The sequence below is a fragment of the Methylobacterium sp. AC690 genome (genome assembly GCF_979256535.1).
The window spans coordinates 439,083-459,406 of record NZ_CEEDOX010000001.1; the positions used below are offsets into that span (position 1 = coordinate 439,083).

Annotated in this window: 21 protein-coding genes; 10 read left to right on the forward strand and 11 right to left on the reverse strand. The window is 70.8% G+C overall.

Going from position 1 to position 20,324, the window contains the following annotated elements:
• Positions 1-71: 71 nt before the first annotated feature.
• From AC0IY1_RS02135 to AC0IY1_RS02175, 9 genes are all read left to right on the forward strand, one after another.
• Positions 72-548, forward strand: coding sequence for an Lrp/AsnC family transcriptional regulator (locus tag AC0IY1_RS02135; RefSeq protein WP_471767326.1), 477 nt, complete (start codon positions 72-74; stop codon positions 546-548).
• 149 nt (positions 549-697) lie between these two features.
• Positions 698-1,915, forward strand: a complete 1,218-nt coding sequence (locus AC0IY1_RS02140; RefSeq protein ID WP_471767327.1) for an ABC transporter substrate-binding protein — start codon at positions 698-700, stop codon at positions 1,913-1,915.
• A 276-nt stretch (positions 1,916-2,191) separates the two neighbouring features.
• The gene (locus tag AC0IY1_RS02145; protein ID WP_082512791.1) at positions 2,192-3,046 is read left to right on the forward strand and encodes a branched-chain amino acid ABC transporter permease; all 855 of its coding nucleotides are present in this window, start codon (positions 2,192-2,194) and stop codon (positions 3,044-3,046) included.
• 13 nt (positions 3,047-3,059) lie between these two features.
• Positions 3,060-4,115, forward strand: a complete 1,056-nt coding sequence (locus AC0IY1_RS02150; RefSeq protein WP_471767330.1) for a branched-chain amino acid ABC transporter permease — start codon at positions 3,060-3,062, stop codon at positions 4,113-4,115.
• The gene (locus AC0IY1_RS02155; protein ID WP_055947038.1) at positions 4,112-4,900 is read left to right on the forward strand and encodes an ABC transporter ATP-binding protein; all 789 of its coding nucleotides are present in this window, start codon (positions 4,112-4,114) and stop codon (positions 4,898-4,900) included. The genes AC0IY1_RS02150 and AC0IY1_RS02155 overlap by 4 nt, the downstream gene beginning before the upstream one ends.
• On the forward strand, positions 4,897-5,610 hold the full coding sequence (locus AC0IY1_RS02160; protein WP_055947036.1) for an ABC transporter ATP-binding protein: 714 nt from the start codon (positions 4,897-4,899) through the stop codon (positions 5,608-5,610). Before AC0IY1_RS02155 ends, AC0IY1_RS02160 begins: the two co-directional genes overlap by 4 nt.
• 23 nt (positions 5,611-5,633) lie before the next feature.
• Complete coding sequence (locus tag AC0IY1_RS02165; protein WP_471767332.1) at positions 5,634-6,881, forward strand: M20 family metallo-hydrolase; 1,248 nt, start codon at positions 5,634-5,636, stop codon at positions 6,879-6,881.
• A gap of 29 nt (positions 6,882-6,910) precedes the next feature.
• The gene (locus AC0IY1_RS02170; protein ID WP_471767334.1) at positions 6,911-8,398 is read left to right on the forward strand and encodes a M81 family metallopeptidase; all 1,488 of its coding nucleotides are present in this window, start codon (positions 6,911-6,913) and stop codon (positions 8,396-8,398) included.
• A gap of 30 nt (positions 8,399-8,428) precedes the next feature.
• Positions 8,429-9,220, forward strand: a complete 792-nt coding sequence (locus AC0IY1_RS02175) for a FadR/GntR family transcriptional regulator (RefSeq protein WP_471767337.1) — start codon at positions 8,429-8,431, stop codon at positions 9,218-9,220.
• Positions 9,221-9,274: 54 nt separating this feature from the next.
• Here AC0IY1_RS02175 and AC0IY1_RS02180 read toward each other — a convergent pair whose 3' ends face one another.
• The 4 genes from AC0IY1_RS02180 to AC0IY1_RS02195 all read right to left on the reverse strand — a co-directional run bounded on the left by AC0IY1_RS02180 (position 9,275) and on the right by AC0IY1_RS02195 (position 12,896).
• Positions 9,275-10,930 (reverse strand): TadE/TadG family type IV pilus assembly protein, encoded by a 1,656-nt coding sequence (locus tag AC0IY1_RS02180; RefSeq protein ID WP_244477164.1) that lies wholly within the window; start codon positions 10,928-10,930, stop codon positions 9,275-9,277.
• A gap of 24 nt (positions 10,931-10,954) precedes the next feature.
• Positions 10,955-11,632 (reverse strand): TadE/TadG family type IV pilus assembly protein, encoded by a 678-nt coding sequence (locus tag AC0IY1_RS02185; protein ID WP_471767339.1) that lies wholly within the window; start codon positions 11,630-11,632, stop codon positions 10,955-10,957.
• Between the two features lies 1 nt (position 11,633).
• Entirely contained in the window at positions 11,634-12,317 is a 684-nt protein-coding gene (locus AC0IY1_RS02190) for a TadE/TadG family type IV pilus assembly protein (protein ID WP_471767340.1), read from the reverse strand.
• A 351-nt stretch (positions 12,318-12,668) separates the two neighbouring features.
• A complete protein-coding gene (locus AC0IY1_RS02195) occupies positions 12,669-12,896 on the reverse strand; it encodes a hypothetical protein (RefSeq protein ID WP_471767342.1) in 228 nt (75 codons plus the stop codon).
• Between the two features lie 342 nt (positions 12,897-13,238).
• Here AC0IY1_RS02195 and chrA point away from each other — a divergent pair, with 342 nt between their 5' ends.
• Positions 13,239-14,504 carry a chromate efflux transporter gene (gene chrA, locus AC0IY1_RS02200; protein WP_471767344.1) on the forward strand — a complete coding sequence of 422 codons (1,266 nt, stop codon included), beginning with the start codon at positions 13,239-13,241 and terminating at the stop codon, positions 14,502-14,504.
• 3 nt (positions 14,505-14,507) lie between these two features.
• Here the strand turns inward: chrA and soxA are convergent, their stop codons facing one another.
• Genes soxA through AC0IY1_RS02235 form a run of 7 tightly spaced genes read right to left on the reverse strand, consistent with a single transcriptional unit; the run spans position 14,508 to position 20,316 of the window.
• Positions 14,508-15,260 (reverse strand): sulfur oxidation c-type cytochrome SoxA, encoded by a 753-nt coding sequence (gene soxA / locus AC0IY1_RS02205; RefSeq protein ID WP_471767416.1) that lies wholly within the window; start codon positions 15,258-15,260, stop codon positions 14,508-14,510.
• Between the two features lie 17 nt (positions 15,261-15,277).
• Positions 15,278-15,598 (reverse strand): thiosulfate oxidation carrier complex protein SoxZ, encoded by a 321-nt coding sequence (soxZ, locus tag AC0IY1_RS02210; protein ID WP_471767345.1) that lies wholly within the window; start codon positions 15,596-15,598, stop codon positions 15,278-15,280.
• A gap of 6 nt (positions 15,599-15,604) precedes the next feature.
• Positions 15,605-16,081 (reverse strand): SoxY-related AACIE arm protein, encoded by a 477-nt coding sequence (locus AC0IY1_RS02215; RefSeq protein ID WP_055947020.1) that lies wholly within the window; start codon positions 16,079-16,081, stop codon positions 15,605-15,607.
• Positions 16,078-16,563 carry a sulfur oxidation c-type cytochrome SoxX gene (gene soxX, locus AC0IY1_RS02220; protein ID WP_471767347.1) on the reverse strand — a complete coding sequence of 162 codons (486 nt, stop codon included), beginning with the start codon at positions 16,561-16,563 and terminating at the stop codon, positions 16,078-16,080. The genes AC0IY1_RS02215 and soxX overlap by 4 nt, the downstream gene beginning before the upstream one ends.
• Positions 16,564-16,568: 5 nt before the next feature.
• The gene (locus tag AC0IY1_RS02225) at positions 16,569-17,819 is read right to left on the reverse strand and encodes an FCSD flavin-binding domain-containing protein (RefSeq protein ID WP_471767349.1); all 1,251 of its coding nucleotides are present in this window, start codon (positions 17,817-17,819) and stop codon (positions 16,569-16,571) included.
• Positions 17,816-18,127 carry a c-type cytochrome gene (locus AC0IY1_RS02230; RefSeq protein WP_471767418.1) on the reverse strand — a complete coding sequence of 104 codons (312 nt, stop codon included), beginning with the start codon at positions 18,125-18,127 and terminating at the stop codon, positions 17,816-17,818. The genes AC0IY1_RS02225 and AC0IY1_RS02230 overlap by 4 nt, the downstream gene beginning before the upstream one ends.
• Entirely contained in the window at positions 18,127-20,316 is a 2,190-nt protein-coding gene (locus AC0IY1_RS02235) for a xanthine dehydrogenase family protein molybdopterin-binding subunit (RefSeq protein ID WP_471767350.1), read from the reverse strand. The genes AC0IY1_RS02230 and AC0IY1_RS02235 overlap by 1 nt, the downstream gene beginning before the upstream one ends.
• Between the last annotated feature and the right edge of the window lie 8 nt (positions 20,317-20,324).

The following is a 20,324-nucleotide window of genomic DNA, read 5'->3' on the forward strand; positions in this document are numbered from 1 at the left end:
GGCCAAACGACCTTGTGGTGCGGCAAGTCCTTGGCTCAGATGCGCTGTCGGATGCCTCGCGAGATCATTTCGTGCCAAAACCTGTTCTCGACGTCATCGATCGCCGGATCCTCGCCGCGCTGCAGGAGGATGCCCGCCTGACGGTGCAGCAGATCGGCGACCGGGTCGGCCTCTCCGCTTCGCCCTGCGCCCGGCGGGTGCGCCTGCTGGAGGCGGCGGGGGTGATCAAGGGCTACGTCGCCGTCGTCGACCAGGTCGCGGTCGGCCTGCCGGTCAGCGTCTTCGCCTCGGTGAAGCTCGAGCGCCAGCGGGAGGAGGAACTCGACCGCTTCGCCGTGGCCGTCACCCGCTGGCCCGAGGTGGTCGACTGCTACCTGATGACGGGGCAGCGGGACTACCTGCTCCGGATCGTGGTCGAGGACCTCGAAGCCTACGAGCGCTTCCTCAAGGACAAGCTCACCCGCCTCGACGGCGTCGCCTCGATCGAATCGAGCTTCGCCCTCGGCCAAGTGAAGCGCGCCAATGCCCTGCCGATCCTGCAGCGATAACGGGCATCGGCTGCCTGAATTCGCGGCTTACGGCCGGCAATTGCGCAAGTGCAGTGCAACATCGACGAGCGCTTGACGGAACGAACACGCGCATATTCTATGCGTATAGTTTGGATAGTTCGCCCGGTGCGAGCGCGAGGAGCGGTGCCATGCGTGATCGTCGTGCATTTCTGAAGACCTCGCTGACGGCGGCCGCCCTGGGGGCCTCCGGTCTCCCGCTGTCCGGCATCCTGCGCGGTGCCCGTGCGGCGGACGGGCCCCTCGTCATCGGCGCCCCGCTGCCGATCTCCGGCGCCTTCGCGGCCAACGGCAAGTATGCGTCGCTCGGCGCCGCCTTCGCGGCGCAGGAGGCCGGCAAGATCCTCGGCCGCACCGTCACGGTCGCGGACATCGACACCGAGGGCAAGCCGGCACCGGCCGCCCGCAAGGTGCAGGAGGCGATGGCGCAGGGCACGCGGCTCTTCGCCGGCGGCATCCTCTCCTCCGAGGCCCTGGTGATGGGCAAGGAAGCGGCGAAATCCGACGGCGTCTTCATCACCACGGCGGGGGCGGACGAGATCACCGGCTCGGACTGCAACCGCGGCACCTTCCGCTGGACGGTGCCGACCTTCGGCGCCATCGCGCAGACGGTCCGTCCCCTCATCGCGCAGATGCCCAACGCCAAGCGCTGGTACACGATCACCCCGCAATACGTGTTCGGCGAGGGCCTCCTCAGTGCCGCCAAGGCGGTCTTCCAGGAGAAGGGCGTCGAGCATGTCGGCAACAGCTACCACTCGCTGGCCGAGAAGGAGTTCAGCGGCTACCTGACCAACGCGATCGCGGCCAAGCCCGACGTGCTGCTGCTCCTCAACTTCGGCTCGCAATCCTCGGATGCGCTGCGCCAGGCGGTGAGCTTCGGCCTCAAGAAGCGCATGACCATCGTGCTCGCCTGGGCCTCGGGCCTGGAGCAGTTCGAGGCCCTGGGCGCCGACCTCTGCGAGGGCGTCTACTTCGGCGCGCAGTACTGGCACGGCATCGACTCGCCCCTGAACAAGGCGCTGGTGACCAAGGTCCGCGAGACCGCCAAGATGACGCCGAACTACTCCTTCGCCGGCTCGTACCAGATTACCAAGCTGCTCCTCGACGCCGCCGCCAAGGCCGGCAGTACGGACGGCCCCGCCGTGATCAAGGCGCTCGAAGGGATGCGCTATTCCGGCCTGACCGGCGAGGAGGAGATCCGCGCCGCCGACCACCAGGTCATCAAGGATTACTACCTGCTCAAGGGCAAGGCGAAGTCCGCCATGAAGGACAAGGACGATTTCGCCGAGGTGATCCAGTCCGGCAAGTCGTTCCTCTCGCCCGAGGCCGCCGGCTGCAAGATGACGTGACGAAGATGGCGTGACGAAGGTTGGCGTGAGGGCGAAGCGGCGCCGAGGTTCCACGCGGGATCGGTCGTCGCTCGAGCGCTGCGTCGTTTTGGGGCGCCGCGGGCGAGCCCGGGATCCAGAGCCGAGCAAGGCGCCCCCTGTCTTTCCGGAGTCCGGGTTCCGCGTCGCGGCCCCGGAATCACGGGTCGCGCTCGGATCGGCATGGCCCGCCAGCCAAGGTTTCACGTGATCCAAGGTTTGACGTGATCCGAGGTTTGACCTGATCCTGGAGACCCCGTGACCTACCTGTTCCAGATCCTGAACGGCCTCGGACTCGGGATGCTCTACTTCCTGCTGGCGGTGGGCCTGAGCATCATCTTCGGGCTGCTGCAGTTCGTGAACTTCGCCCACGGGGCGTTCTACCTGCTGGGGGCCTACCTCGCCTACGAGGGCGTCGAGCGGGGCCTGAGCTTCTGGGTGGCGATGCCGCTGGCCGCCCTCGTCGTCGCGGGGCTGGCCGCCCTGACCGAGCGGCTGCTCCTGCGCCGGGTCTACAAGCTGCCCCACACCTTCCACATCCTCGTCACCGTCGGCCTCGCCCTGGTGGTGCAGGAGCTCGTCATCATCATCTGGGGGCCCATCGGCGGGAATGTCGCTCCGCCGGAGGCGCTGAGCGGCGTGATGATCCTCGGGGATTTCGTCTACCCGGAGTACCGGCTCTTCGTGATCGGCTTCACGGCGATCCTGGCGGCCGGCCTGTGGTGGCTCCTCGACCGGACGCGGCTCGGCGCCATCGTGCGGGCCGGGTCGGAATCGCCCGCCAACATGGCGCTCCTCGGCTACGATACCCTGCGCATCAACACCGCCGTCTTCGCCCTCGGCGCCGGGCTGGCGGGCCTGGCCGGGGCGCTGGCCGCCCCCATCCGCGGCGTCGAGCCCTTCATGGGCGTCGAGGCCCTGGGCATCGCCTTCGTGGTGGTGGTGATCGGCGGAATGGGCAGCTACGCCGGGGCGCTCGCCGCCGGCATCCTCGTCGGCATCGCCCAGAGCCTGATGGCCACCCTGTGGCCCGAGGGGGCGCGCCTCGTCATCTATCTCGGCATGGCCGGCATCATCATGGCGATGCCGCGCGGCCTGTTCGGCCGGGCCTGAGGAGGCGCTCGCGATGATTCCCCTGCTCGACAGGCCCCTGGTGCAGTTCGGCCTCGCGCTGGCCGCCGTGCTGATCCTGCCCCTGGTGATGCGCTCCGGCACGCTGGCCAGCGAGATCCTGATCTACGGGCTGGCGGTCGCCGCCTGCAATCTGCTGCTGGGCTATACCGGCCTGCTCTCCTTCGGCCAGGGCATCTTCTTCGGCCTCGGCAGCTACGTCGCCGGGCTCGGCCTCGTCCGGGCCGGCCTGCCCGCCCCCGTCATGCTGCTGCTGTCGCTGGCCCTGGGGGCGCTGGTGGCGGCCGCCGTGGGCTGGGTCTCGATCCGGCGCCAGGGCGTCTACTTCGTGATGCTGACCCTGGCCTTCTCGCAGATGTTCTACTTCCTGGCCTACACCTTCAGCGGCCTCACGGGCGGCGACAACGGCCTGCTCGACATCCCGCGCCCGCGCCTCGCCGGCACGGTCCTGTCCGATCCCTGGACCTACTACGCCTTCGTGGCCGTGCTCTTCCTCGGGCTCTTCGCCGCCCTGCAGCGGGTCGCGCTCTCGACCTTCGGGCGCACCCTGCTCGCCATCCGCGACAACGAGGGCCGGGCCGGGGCGATCGGCTATCCGGTTCGGGCCTTCAAGGTCGCGGCCTTCGCGATTTCCGGGGCGGTGACGGCCTTCGCGGGCGCGCTCCACGCCATGCTGATCGGCGTCGCGCCCCTCTCGAACATCGACTACCACACCAGCGAGACCCTGCTGATCATGACGATCGTCGGCGGCAGCGCGAACCTGTTCGCCTCGCTCCTCGGGGCCGGCGCCTACCTGCTCGCCGCCGATGCCCTCTCGGCGATCTGGCCGCGCTGGCTCCTTCTCCTGGGGCTCCTCCTCATCGTCATCACGCTGTTCCTGCAGCGCGGCCTCTGGGGCCTGATCGAGCACGCCGTCGCCCTCTTGACGCGGGCGCCGCCCCCCGACGACCCGGCGCCGGACCGGCCCGTGGTGACCGATCCCGCGGTCGCTCCCGTGGCGGAGGCTCTCCCCGCGTCCGACGCCGGCCGGGCACCGGAGGTCGCCCGATGAGCGCGCCGATCCTCGCCACCGACGCCCTGGGCGTCCGCTACGGCAGCTTCGTCGCCCTCCAGGACGTGACCCTGCGCATCGCCGAGAACAGCGTCCACTCGATCATCGGCCCGAACGGCGCCGGCAAGACGACCCTGTTCCACGCGCTGACCGGCCGGATCGCGCCCTCGGCCGGGCGCATCGCCCTGGCGGGCCGGGACATCACCCGCACGGCCGACCACGAGCGCGTGCGCCTCGGCCTCGCCCGCTCGTTTCAGGTCACCAGCCTCTTCCCGACGCTCAGCGTCCGCGAAAACCTGCGGCTGGCCGCGCAGGGCAAGACGCCCTGGCAGGCCCTCGCCCCCTGGCGCCGGGCCGAGGCCAACCGGCCGGCGCTGGCCATGGCCGAGACGATGCTGGAGCGCCTCGACCTCACCCGGGTGGCCCTGCGCGCCGCCGGCGCGCTCTCGCACGGCCAGCAGCGGCGCCTGGAGGTCGGGATGGCGATGGCGGCGGCGCCGAAGGTCATCCTCCTCGACGAGCCGACCTCCGGCATGGGCATCGACGACATCGCCGCCATGACGGCGCTGATCCGCGATCTCGGCCGCGACCACACCGTCCTGTTCATCGAGCACAACATGGGCATCGTCATGAACATCTCCGACACCGTGACGGTGATGCGCGCCGGCCGCGTGCTGGTGGAGGGTCCGCCGGCCCGGGTCCGCGACGACCCGGAGGTGCGGCGGGCCTATCTCGGCAACATGATCACGGGCGACCTCACGCCGGCCCGGGCGCACGTCTCGTGAGCGGCCCCGTCGCCCTCAGCCTGGACGGGGTCCAGGGCTTCTACGGCAAGAGCCACATCCTCCAGGGCGTCAGCCTGGAGGTGCGCGACGGCGAGATCGTCTGCCTCCTCGGGCGCAACGGCGCCGGCAAGACCTCGACGCTCAAGGCGATCAGCGGCCTCCTGCCCCCCCGCGGCGGCCGGGTGCACTTCCACGGCACCGACGTGGCGGGCTGGCCCGCCCACCGCATCGCCCGGGCCGGCCTCACCCTCGTGCCGGAGGACCGGGGCATCTTCAGCCTGCTCAGCGTCGCGGAGAACCTGGCCATCGCCGTGCGCAAGGGTTCGCCCTGGGGCCTGCGGGACATCTACGCGATGTTCCCGCGCCTGGAGGAGCGCCGCCGCAACGGGGGCGCGCAGCTCTCGGGCGGCGAGCAGCAGATGCTCTCGATCGCCCGCGCCCTCCTCTCCGGGCCGAAGCTCCTCATGCTCGACGAGCCGGTGGAGGGCCTCGCCCCCGTCATCGTCGAGGAGATCGTCGCCCAGATCCGGGCCATCCGCGACGCCGGGGTCCCGATCCTGCTGGTGGAGCAGAACCTGGCGGTCTGCACGAGCCTGGCCGACCGCCACTACATCCTCGAACTCGGCCGCGTCGCCTACGCGGCCGGCAATGCCGACTTCGTGGCCGACGAGGCGGCGCGCGACCGCTTCCTCGGCGTGAAGGCGGCGTGAGCAGAAGGGACTCCGGGACACCCATGTCGAACCTCACCATCAACGCCGAGCGTCTCTGGGACACCCTGACGGAGACCGCCGCCATCGGCGCCACCCCCGACGGCGGCATCGCCCGCCTGACCCTGAGCGACGAGGACCGCCGGGTGCGCGACTGGCTGCGGACCCAGGTCGAGGCCCTGGGCTGCACCCTGACGGTGGACGCGGTGGGCAACATGTTCGCCCTGCGCCCCGGCCGGAACCCCGACCTGAAGCCCATCGCCCTGGGCAGCCACCTCGACACCCAGCCCACCGGCGGCAAGTTCGACGGGGTGCTGGGCGTGCTGGCCGGGCTCGAGGTGCTGCGCACCCTGGACGGGGCCGGCTACGTCACCGAGGCGCCGCTGCTGCTGGTGAACTGGACCAACGAGGAGGGCGCGCGCTTCGCCCCCGCCATGCTGGGCTCCGGCGTCTATGCGGGCATCTATGCCGGCGACTGGGCCGAGGCCCGCCAGGACAGCGCCGGCACCCGCTTCGGCGCGGCCCTCGATGCCATCGGCTACCGTGGCGCCGCGCCCGCGGGCTCCGTGCCGTTCGGCGCGATGTTCGAGCTGCACATCGAGCAGGGCCCGATCCTGGAGGCGCAGGGGGCCACCATCGGCGTGGTGCAGGGCGTGCAGGGCATGCGCTGGTACGAGGTCACCCTGGAGGGCCGGTCCGCCCATACGGGCTCGACCCCGATGCCGATGCGGCGCAACGCCCTCCTGGGCGCCGCCCGTCTGGTGGAGGCGGTGGACGCCGTCGCCCAGGCGCACGCCCCCGACGCGGTGGGCACCGTCGGCCACCTCACGGTGACGCCGAACTCCAACAACGTCATTCCGGGCCACGTCTTCCTCACCGTGGACCTGCGCCACCCGCAGGACGCGGTGCTCGACGCCATGGAGGCGGCCCTGGAGGCGGCCGTGGCCCGCATCGCCGACGCGGTCGGCCTCGAGACCCGCCTGCAGGTCATCGCCCGGACGGCCCCCGTCGCCTTCGACCCCGACTGCATCGCCTGCGTCCGGCGCGCGGCGGAGAAGGGCGGCCACGCCACCCGCGACATGGTCTCGGGCGCCGGCCACGACGCCGCTCACGTCGCCGGGCTGGTGCCCACCACCATGGTGTTCGTGCCGAGCGCCGGCGGCCTCAGCCACAACCCGGCCGAATCCACCGCTCCGTCCGAGTGTGCCGCCGGCGCGCAGATCCTGCTCGACGCGGTGCTCGACTACGACGCCCGTCACGCCCCCGTGGCCTGATTCCCGATGTCCAGCAAGGCGCGACCCTGATGCGTATCGTCACCGCCCGGGTGAACCACGAGACCAACACCTTCTCGCCGCTGGCGACGCCGCTGGCGGCGTTCAACCCGCTCTGGGGCGACGCCGCCCTGGCGGCGGGGCGCGACAGCACCACGGCGCTGGGCGCCTTCATCCGCTTCGGGGAGGCGCGGGGCGCCACCGTCGTGGTGCCGGTCTCGGCCCATGCCAACCCGAGCGGGCCGGTGGCGGACGCGGCCTTCGCGGCGCTCGCCGCGGCGATCCTCGACGCGGTCCGCCCCGGCTGCGACGCCATCCTGCTCGACCTGCACGGGGCGATGGTGACGGAGAGCCACGACGACGGCGAGGGCGAGCTCCTGGCCCGGATCCGCGCCCTGGCGCCCGGCGTGCCGCTCGGCGTCGCCCTCGACCTCCACGGCAACATCACCGGCCGCATGGTGGACAACTGCGACGCGATCGCCGGCTTCAAGACCTATCCGCACGTGGACATGGCCGAGACGGGCGCCCGCGTCGCCGACATCGTCGGGCGGATGCTCGACGGGGGCCTGGCCCCGTGCCGGGCCTGGGTGCATCCGCCGATGCTCGCCCACACCCTGCGCATGGACACCCGCGTGCCCGGCCCGATGCAGGCGGCCGTCGCCGCCGCCCGGGCGGCGGAGGCCCGTCCCGGCGTCCTCGCCGCCACGATCTTCGGCGGCTTCTCCCTGGCCGACCTGTCCGAGGCCGGCGTCTCCGTCACGGTCACGGCGGAAACGCAAGGTGCCGCCGACGCGGCGGCCCGCGACCTCGCGGCCGGGCTCTGGAACGCCCGGGAGGACTTCGTCTACGCGGAGGCGCCGCTGGCGGACTCCATCGCGGCGGCGCAGGCGGCGCTGGCCGGCCCCGGGGAGGGCCCGGTGCTCCTCCTCGACCACGGCGACAACTGCATGTCGGGCGGCACCTGCGACGTGATGGACGTCCTCGCCGCCGCCCTGGCGGCCGGGATGGACGGCATCCTCGCCGGCCCGATCTGCGATCCGGAGGCCGTGGCGGCCCTGCACGCCGCGGGCGTCGGCGCACCGGTGGCATGCGGCCTCGGCAACCGCGTGCCCCTGCCGGGCTTCCCGCGCCAGGCCCCCCTCCCCCTCAGCGGGACGGTGGCGGCCCTGGGCGACGGGCAATACGTCATCACCGGACCGACCTATACGGGCCAGAGCTGCCACATGGGCCGGGCGGCCGTGCTCGACACGGGTGCGGCCCGCATCCTCGTCACGGAGGAGCCGCACGAGCCCTGGGACCTCGGCGTGTTCACGGGCTCGGGCCTCGACCCGGCCGCGGCCCGGGTGCTGATCCTGAAGTCGCGGATGTATTGCCGGCCGGTCTTCGAGCCCATCGCCCGGGCGGTGGTGGAATGCGCGAGCCGGGGCGTCACCAGCTCCGATTACGGGCTGTTCCCGTTCGCCAAGCTCGCCCGTCCGATCTTCCCCCTCGACGCCGACGCGGCCTGGCCGCCCCGATGAGCCGGGTCCCGCGATGAGCCGGATCCCGCGATGACCACGCCCGAGGCGGACGGCCCGCCCGCGCCCCTGCGGCGGATCAAGCTGTCGGACCAGATCGCGGAGGATCTCTGCAACCGGATCGCCCGCGAACGCCTGGCCCCCGGCGACCGCCTGCCGAACGAGCGCGCCCTGATGCAGCATTACGGCTGCGCCAAGGGCACGATCCGCGAGGCCCTGAAGGCCCTGGAGGTCCAGGGTCTGGTGACGATGCAGTCCGGCCCCAACGGCGGCCCCGAGATCCGGCCCATCTCGGTGGACGCCGCCGCCCAGCAGCTGCGCCGCTTCCTGCACTTCCAGGAGCTCGATTTCGCCCAGGTCTACGCCCTGCGCCGCAGCCTGGAGGTGACGCTCGGCGTCAGCGTGGTCGGCCGCCTCGGCGCGGCGGAGTTCCGCCGCCTGGAGGAGAACATGGCCGCCTGCGAGGCCGCCAATGCCGGCGACCAGCGCGGGGTCGGCCGGGTGGTCGAGGTCGATTTCCACGACATCCTGTGCGACGCCAGCGACAACCCGCTCCTCGCCTTCATGTGCCGGTTCCTCAACAGCCTGCTGCGCGACCTCGTGGAGTTCCGCAGCGACAGCCTCACCGAGCACGAGGCCTTCGGCGCCCACAACCTCGCCAGCCACCGCGCCCTCGTGGCCGCCTACCGCGCCGAGGATGCCGAGGCCGTCCGGCGCGAGATGCACGACCACATGTGCTGCGCCGAGCACTTCATGCAGCGCCTCGACGCCAAGTTCCGCAAGGACCTGCTGAGCCGCCGGGGCACGAACGGCGCGGGCCTGTGAGAGTACAGAGCTGGGACGAAGGCTCCCCGTCCGTGAGGCCCGGGCGGCCTGCCCTCACTGGGTCAGGCGCAGCGTTCCGATGCTCTTCCCGATCTGGTCGAAGGCCGCGATCAGGGCGTCCGAGGTGTTGGCGATGAAGGCCTGGCTCTGCGAACTCGCGCAGCCGTTCAGCAGGCTCAGGCCCTGGCTGTCGATCGGATCCCCCGAGGTGCTGAAGCCGATCGTGTAGAGCTGGATGCCGGCCGTCTTGGCATTGGTGCAGGCCGTCTGGGTCAGGGCGTCCAGGGCGTTGCGCGCCTGGGTCGTGCTCGTGAGATTCTGATAGCTGGGCGGCAGGCGCCCGTTCGGCGTCGAGCCGTCCGCGTTCTTGAAATACCCCATCGAGAAGAAGAACGTCTGGTTGTAGTTCGCGTACGGGTTGTCGCTCCAGCTGTTCGCCCCGTCCGTCATCAGGATGATGATCTTGTTGACGCTCGCCGAGGCGTAGGAGCCGCCATCGCCGAAGACGCTGTTGGGCGACACCGTGCGCCATCCCCACATCAGGCCTTCGAGGATGTTGGTCGCGCCCTGCGGCTTCAGGCTCGAGACCAGGGACTTGAGGATCGTGACATCGTTGGTCAGCCGCTGCAGGGGCTGACTGGTGCAGCCGAAATTGGGGCCGTTCGGCAACGCGAGGTAGGAGCTGTCGGTGGGCGCCGCCCCCTGGGGATTGACGTACTTGCACGCCCGCGACTCGGTCGCGGCGAAGCTCAGGCTGCTGTCCGCTTTGCAGGAATTCGATCCCGTCGCGTCGTTCAGGTAGCTGTTGAACGTGTAGTTCCCCGCATACGTCGTGTAGGACGTCGTCCCCTGGCCCGGCTCATCGGGGGCGAACATCGGGACGTAGAGGGAATCGGCGCTCGCCCCCGGTTGCCCGTCCTGGACGTTCAGCGGGTAGGGCAGGGTTTCCAGGCAGCCGCCCCAGCCCCAGCTGGACGAGACGGTCTTGAGGGAATCGAAGATCCCGAACCGACTGGTGAACCCGGCCGCCGTGGCGCCGCTCACGTTGGTCCAGTGGTAGGAGGATTTGCCGAGCTTATCGATCCAGGTCGCATTCCGGTACGTGACCGGGTTGACCGCGACGGACGCCGCGAAGGGAACGATCGAGATCCGCGTATCCGACGTGAAGGCGGGGTTGTTGTGGACGTAGTCGATGAAGTTGTTCGCCGCCTGCTGGGCGGCCTGCATCTTCGTCATGCTGCCGCCGCTCGAACTCATCGAGCCGGTGGTGTCCAGCACGAGGGCGATCTCGAACGTCTTCGGAAGCGGCGTCGCGCATTGCGCGGAGGCGATGGGGTTCAGGTCCAGCGTCTTGGTGAGCTGGCCGAACAGGGCCGGCGAGCTCATATGGGTCGCCAGGACGATCTTGCGCGGGTTCGTCGTCACGCTGATGGGGTCGACCGTCAAGCCGGCGGCTCCCATGTAGCCGGCCATCATGACCTGCGCCTGGGTCTGCATCTGCGCCGTGGTCGTCGTGCTCGGGGTCTGGCACAGGCTCAGGGCCGTCGCATCGGTGGCCGCCTGGAGCTTGGCCTGCATCCGCGTGGCGGTCCCGTAATCGAGGGCGGCCCCCGCGAAGGCGAGCAGGGGCAGGCTCGCGAGCGCGAAGATCACCGCGACGTTCCCGCGACGATCGACGAGGAAGCGTTGGATCCATCCAGGACGACGCACGATCATCTCCTCAGCCCGTCGCATTCAGGTCACCGGGGCGGGGCATGGCGCTCCCTTGGGCAGGAGCACCTCGCTGTAGGGGTTCGCCCCGTAGGGCTGGCCGCCGCGGGTCGGCCAGGGCGTGTTGACGGTCAGGGTGATCCGACCGTTGGTCCCGCCGAGCTGGTTCACCAGGGCGCTGCCCAGCATCGGCGCGTAGGGCATCGTCACCTCCGCGAGGATGTAGCGGGTGCCGGTGACCTGGAATCCCTGCGGAACGCTCAGGTCGGAGGCGGGCCCGGTGGCGCGCGCCTGGGCGTTGTCCGTGGCGGCGCTCGAACAGACGACGGGCCTCAGGGAGAAGCCCTTCAGGTCGACCCCCAGCGCGCTCACCACGATCTTGACGTTCGTGGTGTCGAAGGGGCGGAGAATGAGCTTCGCCGACCTCAGGATGTCGGCCATCGCCGCATCCGTCATCGGGTTCTGCTTGTCACCCTGCGACGTGAGATCCGCGACGGCGCGCGACAGGAGGGTCACCTTGCGCCAGTTGTCGACCCCATTCGACAATTCGATGATGCCGACCAGCAGCAGGAGCATGATCGGGAAGATCAGCGCGAACTCCACCGCCGAGACGCCGCCGGTCGCGCGCCCGAACGAACGGACACGGATCCGGATGGCTTGGACGACCCGGGCGGGTGACGCGAAGGAGCCTGGCGAACCCATCTCAGGTGTTGCAGCCGGTGGTTGACGTCGTCTGGTAGGGCTCCGTCCGGAACACGGCCGTCGACTGCATCAGCTGGGATCCATCGGCGAAGGTATTCGCGCTCAGCTTCAGGAAGGAGAAGAACACCGGAAACTTGGCCGCCGCGGAAACGATGACGATGGAGCCCGGCTGCGGACAGTTGAACTGCGTCCCGGCCGTGCGGGACCAGCCGCCCGCGCTCGAGTCGAACGGGCTCGGGACGCTGCCGTTGCCGTAGGAGGCGCTGAGCGTGACGTCGAGCTTGATCGACTGGCAGTCGAAGGCCGGCATCAGCGCGCCGGAGTTGCAGAGATTGTCCCGCAGACGTCCCAGGAGAATGGCCGGGTCCCGCTGCCCGCTATTGGCCACCTGAAACGATCCGGTCAGAATGGATCGGCTTGCCTTCTGAACGGCATAGTCGAGGTTCTGCGCTGCCCAGACCTGGAACGATATCTGTATGATCGCCGCAAGCATCGTGAAAAACGGCATTGCGACCAGCCCGAATTCGACCGCCGTCGCGCCGCGACTGTCCGAGCGGAATCGATCGACCAGCCTGAAGGGACGGGAGGTCCGAAGGCCGAGGGCTTTCCTTGTCGTCTCAGGCTGGTGGACTTGCCCTGTACGATTCAAAACCATCTTTTGAGAGATTTTCTGATCGAACCGCATCGGGACAATTTTCTGTGATACGAACTCTATAGCCTAGGCTTTGCATACGGTCCGCTTTTGAAAGCTTACGCGCTACCGGCATACGGGCCAGCAATTCACAATGTATGAATCCGTTTTTCGAAATTCTGCTTTCGTGCGTCTTCGCTCTCATCCGAAGGGAGCACCGGCCCGCCGGCGGCCGATCCGTCCACGATCGTCCTGAGACTGCGCCGCACGCCGCGTCCCGGGCGTCCGGAGCGAGGCGGGCCATGGCATCGAGGGCCCCATGGCATCGCGCAGGTCTTGAAAGCGCGCAGGTCTTGAAAGCGCGCAGGTCTTGGAATCGCGCGGGTCTCGAGAGCGAAGCGCCGCTCAGTCCTGGGGCGCCAGCGCGTCGCGCCAGGCATCCCGCTCCCGCCGGAGCTGGCTGAGGGCCTCCCGGAGAACCGTGAAGCGCGCCTTCGCCGCCGCGATGTCGTGGCGCTCTTCGAGGGCCTCCATGACGCGCGTGGCCTGCTCCCTGACCGCCGCCTCCGCGGCGAGAATGCGGGCGTCGAACGCCCGGAGCGTCTCGATCCAGTTCTGTCCTGGCGCTGTCATCCGAGGCCCTTCTTCGTTCTGCCGGGAACGGGCTCGGCCTCGATCCGTCTTCATCACACACCGGGTGGGGTGTCCGACCGGGGCGCGCCGGTTTCGCTGGCGCGCCCGCGACGTCCCGCGCCGCGTCAACCGCGGCTCCGCTCCGGCGTTCCGACCCTCCGCCGGGGACGTCGGGCCCGCATCGGCGCACCGGCGGCGCATCCCGGCCGAGACGCTGCGCCCAAGCCCTCGCCGACCCGCGGCACGCAAGCCGTGTCCGCGATGGCCTCCGGCCTCCGATCCGGTGCATGTAGGGCTCGCAGCACGGCGTCCGCTCGACGGACCGCCAACCAGGAGCGACGGGTGAATCCACAGGCTCAGTCCCCGACATCGGCCATCCGGCCCGGCCCGACCGCCGGCCGGACCGCCGAGGTGTTCGGGGTGTTCCTCAAGCTCGGCCTGACCTCCTTCGGCGGTCCGATCGCGCATCTCGGCTACTTCCGGGACGAGCTGGTGCATCGCCGGCGCTGGATCGACGAGGCGGGCTACGCCGACCTCGTCGCCCTGTGCCAGTTCCTGCCGGGACCGGCTTCCAGCCAGGTCGGCTTCTCCCTCGGGCTGCTGCGCGCCGGCGGACTCCTCGGCGGGCTCGCCGCCTGGACGGCCTTCACGCTGCCCTCCGCGCTGGTCCTCCTCGCCTTCGCCCTCGGGGCCGGCGCCCTGACGGGCCCCTGGGCGGAGGCCGTGCTGCACGGCCTCAAGCTCGTGGCCGTGGCGGTGGTGGCCCAGGCCGTCTGGGGCATGGCCCGCGCGCTCACCCCCGACCGGCCCCGCGCCGGGATCGCCGTCGCGGCGCTGATGGGGGTCGTCTTCCTGCCCGGCGCCGTCGGACAGGTGCTGGCGATCGCCTTCGGGGCCGCGGCCGGGCTGCTCCTGTGCCGGGATGCGCCCGCCGCCACCGGCGGCCGCCTCGCGGTGCCGGTCTCGCGCCGGGCCGGCGCGGTGGCGCTGATCCTGTTCGCGGGGCTGCTCGTGGGGCCGACCTTCCTGGCACCGGCCCTGCCCGCACCGAGCGGCGGCGCGGGTCCGGCGGGCCAGGGGCTCGCCCTGTTCGATGCCTTCTACCGCGCGGGTGCCCTGGTGTTCGGCGGCGGCCACGTGGTGCTGCCGCTGCTGCAGGCGGAGGTGGTCGGCCCCGGCTGGATCGATCCGGCCCGGTTCCTCGCCGGCTACGGCGCCGCCCAGGCCGTGCCGGGGCCGCTCTTCACCGTGGCCGCCTATCTCGGCGCGGCGGTCGGCCCGCTGCCGAACGGCCTGCCCGGGGCGGCCATCGCCCTGGTGGCGATCTTCCTGCCAGGCCTGCTCCTGGTCTACGGCGCCCTGCCCTACTGGGACGGCCTGCGCGCCCGCCCCCGCGCCCAGGCGGCGATGCGCGGCACCAACGCCGCCGTGGTCGGCATCCTGGGAGCCGCCCTCTACGATCCCGTCTGGGTCAGCGCGGTGGGCGATGCCCGCGACTTCGCCCTCGCAGTCCTGGCCTTCGTGCTGCTCACCGCGGGGCGGGCGCCCCCCTGGATCGTCGTCCTCCTCACCGCGGCCGGCGGGCTCGTGCTGGCCCAGCTCCGCTGACCTTCACGGGCGTACCGCCGGGGTCTCCACCGGCAGGGGCGCGGCCCGGTCCATGAGGTAGCGCTCCAGGGCAACGAACTCCGGTGCGCCGTAGGCGAAGGGCTCGGCCCGCATCCCCGTCATGCAGTTGCGCAGGCGCCGCTGCACCGAGCCGACCCCCTGCCATTCGAGGCGGTAGAGCGGATAGCCGGTGGGGTGGCCCTGCGGGATCAGGGCCGCGCCGAGGCGGCGCCCGTGGTTGTCGTCGTGGCAGGCGGCGCAGGACAGGCCGAGCTGGCCCATGCGCTGCGTGAACAGCGCCTTGCCGGCCGCCCGGGCAGGGCCGAGGCGGGGATCGTCCGGGACCGTGATCGGCAAGCCCGCGGACTGGGCGGCGACGTAGGTGGCGAGGCCGAGGAGCTCGCGGCTCTCGTCGGCATAGGGCTCCGCGCCCTGGTGGCGGCGCCGGCAGGCCTGGATCCGGCCCGCGAGATCGATGGGGGCCGCGGTCTCGGCATCCCAGGCCGGATAGCGGGCGGCGACGCCCCGCATCGTGGTCTCGGCCTCGCCGTGGCAGCCGGCGCAGGCGGGTCGGCCCGGAGCCGGCGCCCGGCCCCAGAGCTCGGCGCCGTCCGCGAGCCAGAGCAGGGCCGGGTTGGCCATCCCGTCGCGCTGCATCGCCTGGATGTCGGGGCTCATGGTGTCGAAGCCCGAGCGCCGCTCGGCCGCGGGGATCCCCTCCGCCCGCACCGGCCCCGCCGCCAGGGCTGCGAGCATCAGGAGCGCGAGCCGCCTCACGTCACCGTCAGGGTCGCGGTCTCGGTCTGCGAAAAACCGTTGTCGCCGCGCCAGGTGAAGGTGAGCGTGCCCGTCTGCGTCGCCCGCAGGGTGAAGGTCAGGTAGGGGTTGGCGGCCGTCGCCGGAAACAGCTCGGCCCGGAACACCGTCTCGCCGTCGTACAGGCAGGTGAACTCCGTGATGATGTCCCGGGGGCGGATGCGCCCGTCGGCCCCCGGCCGGAAGCCGGTCTCCATCGGGTGCGAGATCAGGGTCTTGATCGTGACGACCTCGCCGGCCTGGGCGGCCTTGGGCACGTTGATCAGGGTGCGGGCCATGGCGGCTCAGCCCTCCAGGCAGGCGGCGAGGGTGACGATGGCGTCGGCCGTGGTCGACCAGTAGCGGCCGTCGCTGGTCTCCGCGATGGCGGTGATGCGTTGCGTGTCGGCGAGGCGGATCCGGGTCGCGATCGTGGCGCGACCTCGACACGACCCTAGGTATACGGTGATGACGTTCGGCTGCGGATTCTTGTCGTTGAACACCGCGATGCGGCGGACGTGATCCTCCGGCGTCATCGGGCTGTCCACCGTCACCGTGATCGTCACCGCATTGCCGTTCTCGACCAGCGGCGGCAGGTCGAGGCGGACGCGCCCCGGGTGGATCTCGGCCTCGCCCGCGAAGCGCCGGATGGCCTCGGCCGTGCTCTCGGTGCGGATCGCGGCCCCGGCCGCCACCGGGCGCAGGGCCACGCTCGCGGCGAGGCCGGGCCCGAGGGCGAGGAGGCCGCGTCGGCTCGGGCGGTGGGGGGTCTGCGGGCTCACGGCGCCGGCCTCTCCGAAGGGGTTTCGCGTAGCGTCGCCAGGAAGGCGACGACGTCCTCGATCTCTTGAGGCGCCAGCACCGGCCGGTCGCGCCAGGCCGCGCCGACCCGCCTGGTGCCTGCAAGGCTGTAATAGGAAGGCATGATGGTGTCCGGGTTCAAGACCCGACCGTCCACGAGGCGCAGGCGCAGGGCACCGGGCGGGAGCCGATCACCGACGCCCGCGAGGTCGGGACCGAGATTGCCGGGGAAGCGTTCTTCGGGAAATGGACCTGCGTGGCAGAGCAGGCAGAGCCCCTTGGCGCGGTCGACCACGAGGGCCCGGCCCCGCACGGGATCGCCGGGCACTCCGGTCAGGCTCGCGGGGATTTCGCGGTCGACGACGGCGACGGGCCGCAGGGGCTCCGCACCCGGTTCTGCCCCCGCCCCTGCCTCCGCCCGAGCGGCCAGGATCGTGCAGCCGATCCAGACCCATCCGGGCACCCGCCTCACCCGAAGACCTGCCGGGTGATCGTGCGGTACCAGTCGGCAGCGTAGAGGGCTTCCTGCTCGCGCAGGGCCATCGGCGCGTCGACGGGGCTGATGCCGCCGGCGCCCTCCACGTCGGCGAGGACGCCACCCGCCGGGTGGTAGACGCCCGCGATCGAAATGCCGTAGCCGGGCGCCACCAGGCTGTAGCAGGTGTTGATCAGCTTCGGCGTCCCGGGCGCGCGCCCGGCCAGGAGGTCGATCACCGCATCGGCGCAGACCTTGGCCTGGGCGTTGGCCGAGAACGCGGATTTCGGCATCGCCCCGGCGATGGCCGCGTCGCCGATGACATGGATGCCGGGCACCAGCCGGGATTCGAAGGTCACGGGATCGATCGGGCACCAGCCGCTGCGATCGGCGACGCCAGCGACGGCGGCGATCCGCCCCGCCCGCTGGGGCGGGATGATGCACGCCACGTCCGCCTTGTAGTCCGAGAAGTCGGTACGGACGATCATGGCGCCCGGGTCGACGGCACTGACCTGTCCGCCCTCTGCCAGAGGGACGTATTCGAGTTGCGTCGGGTAGAGTGCCTTCCAGGCCGACTGGAACAGGCGCTGTTTCGAGAACGTGTCCTTGGCGTCGAGGAGGATCAGCTTCGCGCGGGGCTTGGTGGTCTTGAGCACATGGGCGATCAGGCTCGCCCGCTCGTACGGGCCGGGCGGGCAGCGATAGGGATTGCCCGGCACCGCCAGCACCACGGTACCGCCCTCGGGCATCGCGGCGAGTTGCCTGGCGAGGAGCAGCGTCTGCTCGCCCGCCTTCCAGGCATGGGGCATGCGCTCGGCCGCCGCCGCGTCGTAGCCAGGAATGGCGTCGAAGCGCAGATCGATCCCCGGCGAGAGCACGAGACGGTCATAGGCGAGAGCAGTCCCGTCTGAGAGCGTCACCCGTCGGGCATCCGCGTCGATGCCGATGGCAGCGGCGTGTACGAGGCGGATGCCGGCACGGGCGAGGCCCTCGTAGCCGAACCGCTGGGCCGCCATTGGCTGGAGCCCCGCGATGACTTCGTTGCTGAACGGACAGGAGACGTAGATCGAATTCACCTCGACCAGGGTCACATCGAGGCCGCCCGAGTGGAGCGCGCGCGCGGCGGTGGCGCCACCGAAGCCGCCGCCGATCACCACGACCTTCGCTGCGGCCCGAGCCAGGGCCGGCCGCGCCCAAGCGAAGGCTGCCCCAGTGGCGAGGAGCGCGCGGCGGGTCGGGCTCATGGTCGCTCCTGGCTCGGCTCGGGACCGGGCGGACGCTGCTGCGACAGGTAGGCGGCGATCGCCCGGGATTCCTCCTCGGAGAACCCCTTGGCGATGCGACTCATCACGCTCGCGGGGCGCACACCCGAACGATACTCGGCCAACGCCGCCGCGATCTCGGCCGCCGGACGACCGTCGAGCGCCCCCATCGCGGCCCCCTCAACGTGACACCCGGCGCAGGAGGACGCCCCCGGCGGCGGGCGCTCCGTCGCCAGGGCAAGCCCGACCGGTCCAGCAAGCAACCAGGCCGAGACCACAGCCAAGCGCATCACGCCCGGCGCAGGTCCGTGTTCTTCACCGGCATCTGGCGCACGCGCTTGCCGGTGGCCGCATAGATGGCATTCAACACAGCGGGGGCTGCCACCGCGATGGTGGGCTCGCCGACCCCGCCCCAGAAGCCGCCCGACGGCATCACGATCGTCTCGACCACCGGCATTTCCTGGAGCCGCATCACCGGGTAGGTGTCGAAATTCGTCTGCTCGATGCGACCATCCTTGACGGTGCATTCCTGGTAAAGGGCTGCGGACAGGCCATAGACGAAAGAGCCCGCGATCTGGGCGTCGATCTGCTGCGGATTGAGGGCATGGCCCGGATCGGTGGCCGCGACGATGCGGTGGACCTTGACCGTCCCGTCGTCGTCGACGGAGACCTCGGCCACCGCTGCCACGTAGGAGCCGAACCCCATCATCTGGGCGAGGCCCCGGTGGACGCCAGCGGGAGGCTTCGAGCCCCAGCCGGCCTTGTCCGCCACCGCCTGCAGCACCGCCCGATGCTTCGGGTGCTTCTCCATCAGCTTCAGCCGGAAGGCCAAGGGATCCTGTCCGGCCGCGTGAGCAAGCTCGTCCATGAAGCATTCGAGATAGATGGCATTCGGGTTCATGTTCACGCCGCGCCAGAAGCCCGGCGGGATGTGCGGGTTGCGCATGGCGTGGTCGACCAGGATGTTCGGGATCGCGTAGCCGATCGCAGCCTCCGCGCCCCCGGCGTTGAGCCCCTGGAACACCACCGGATCCTTGCCGTCCACCATCCGGTTTGGCGCCACCGAGACCAGGATCGACTGCCCCGAGATGCGCATGTGCAGCCCGGTGACATTGCCGGCTTCGTCCAGCCCGGCGCGCATCCGACACTGGGTGATCGGGTGGTAGCGCCCGTGGGTCATGTCCTCCTCGCGGGTCCAGATCAGCTTGATCGGCGTCCCGGGCATCTCCTTTGCGATGAGGACGGCCTGACGCAGCCAGTCGTGGGTCGCACCACGCCGGCCGAAGCCGCCGCCGAGCAGGAGCTTGTAGACGTCGCACTGTTTCGCCGAGAGGCCGGCGGCCTCGGCCACGGCGGCGAGCGCCGCCTCTCCGTTCTGGGTCGGTGCCCAGGCCTCGCAGCGCTCCGGAGTCCAGCGCACCGTAGCGTTCATCGGCTCCATGGTGGCGTGGTTCTGGAACGGCACGCCGTAGGTCGCCTCCACGACCCGGGCCGCGCCCTTCAGGGCGGCCGCGACGTCGCCGCCCTTGTTGCCCACATAGGCGTCCTCGGCCTCGAGGCCCTCGCGCAGGGTTGCCGCGATGGTCTCGCTGGAAACCAGCCCGTTCGGCCCCTCATCCCAGATGATCGGCAGGGCCTCCACAGCGGTCTTGGCACGCCAGAACGTGTCGGCGATGACTGCCACGCCAGAATCGCCCACCGCGACGACCTTCTTGACCCCGGGCATGCCTTCGACGGCCTTGGCGTCGAAACTCTTCACGGTACCGCCGAAGACGGGGCAGTCGCGGATCGCCGCGTTCAGCAGGCCGGGCATGTTGAGGTCGATGCCGTAGACTTGGCTGCCGTCGGTCTTCTCGACGGTATCCAGGCGCTTCACTGGCTTACCGGCGATGGTCCAGTCCTGAGGATCCTTGAGGATGATGTCCTTGGGGGGCGTCACCTTGGCCGCCGCCATCGCCACCGCACCGAAGGTGGTGGTGCGGCCGGAGCCGGCATGGCTGATCACGCCCTTCTCGACCCGGCACTCCGAGGGAGCGACGCCCCAACCCTGGGCCGCCGCTTCGACCAGCATGATGCGGGCGGCGGCTCCCCCTTTGCGGACGTAGTCCTGGGACTCGCGAATGCCGCGGCTGCCACCAGTGCCGAAATCACCCCAGACCCGGCCGCGGGCGACGTTCTGGCCCGGCGTAGGATACTCGGTGACGACCTTGCTCCAGTCGCAGCCGAGTTCCTCGGCGACGAGCTGGGCGAGGCCCGTGAGAGTGCCCTGGCCCATCTCGGATCGAGCGATGCGGATCACCACGGTCTCGTCCGGCTTGATCACCACCCAGGCATTGACCTCGGGCGCCAGAGTCGGCGGAGCCCCCTGCGCGGTGGCCCCGGGGAAGGGCACATGGAATCCGAGGCTGAGGCCTCCGGCGGCGGCAACCGCGCCGGCCACGAAGGCACGTCGAGAAGGCTTGTTCGCGAGGGCGTTCATGGCTCTCT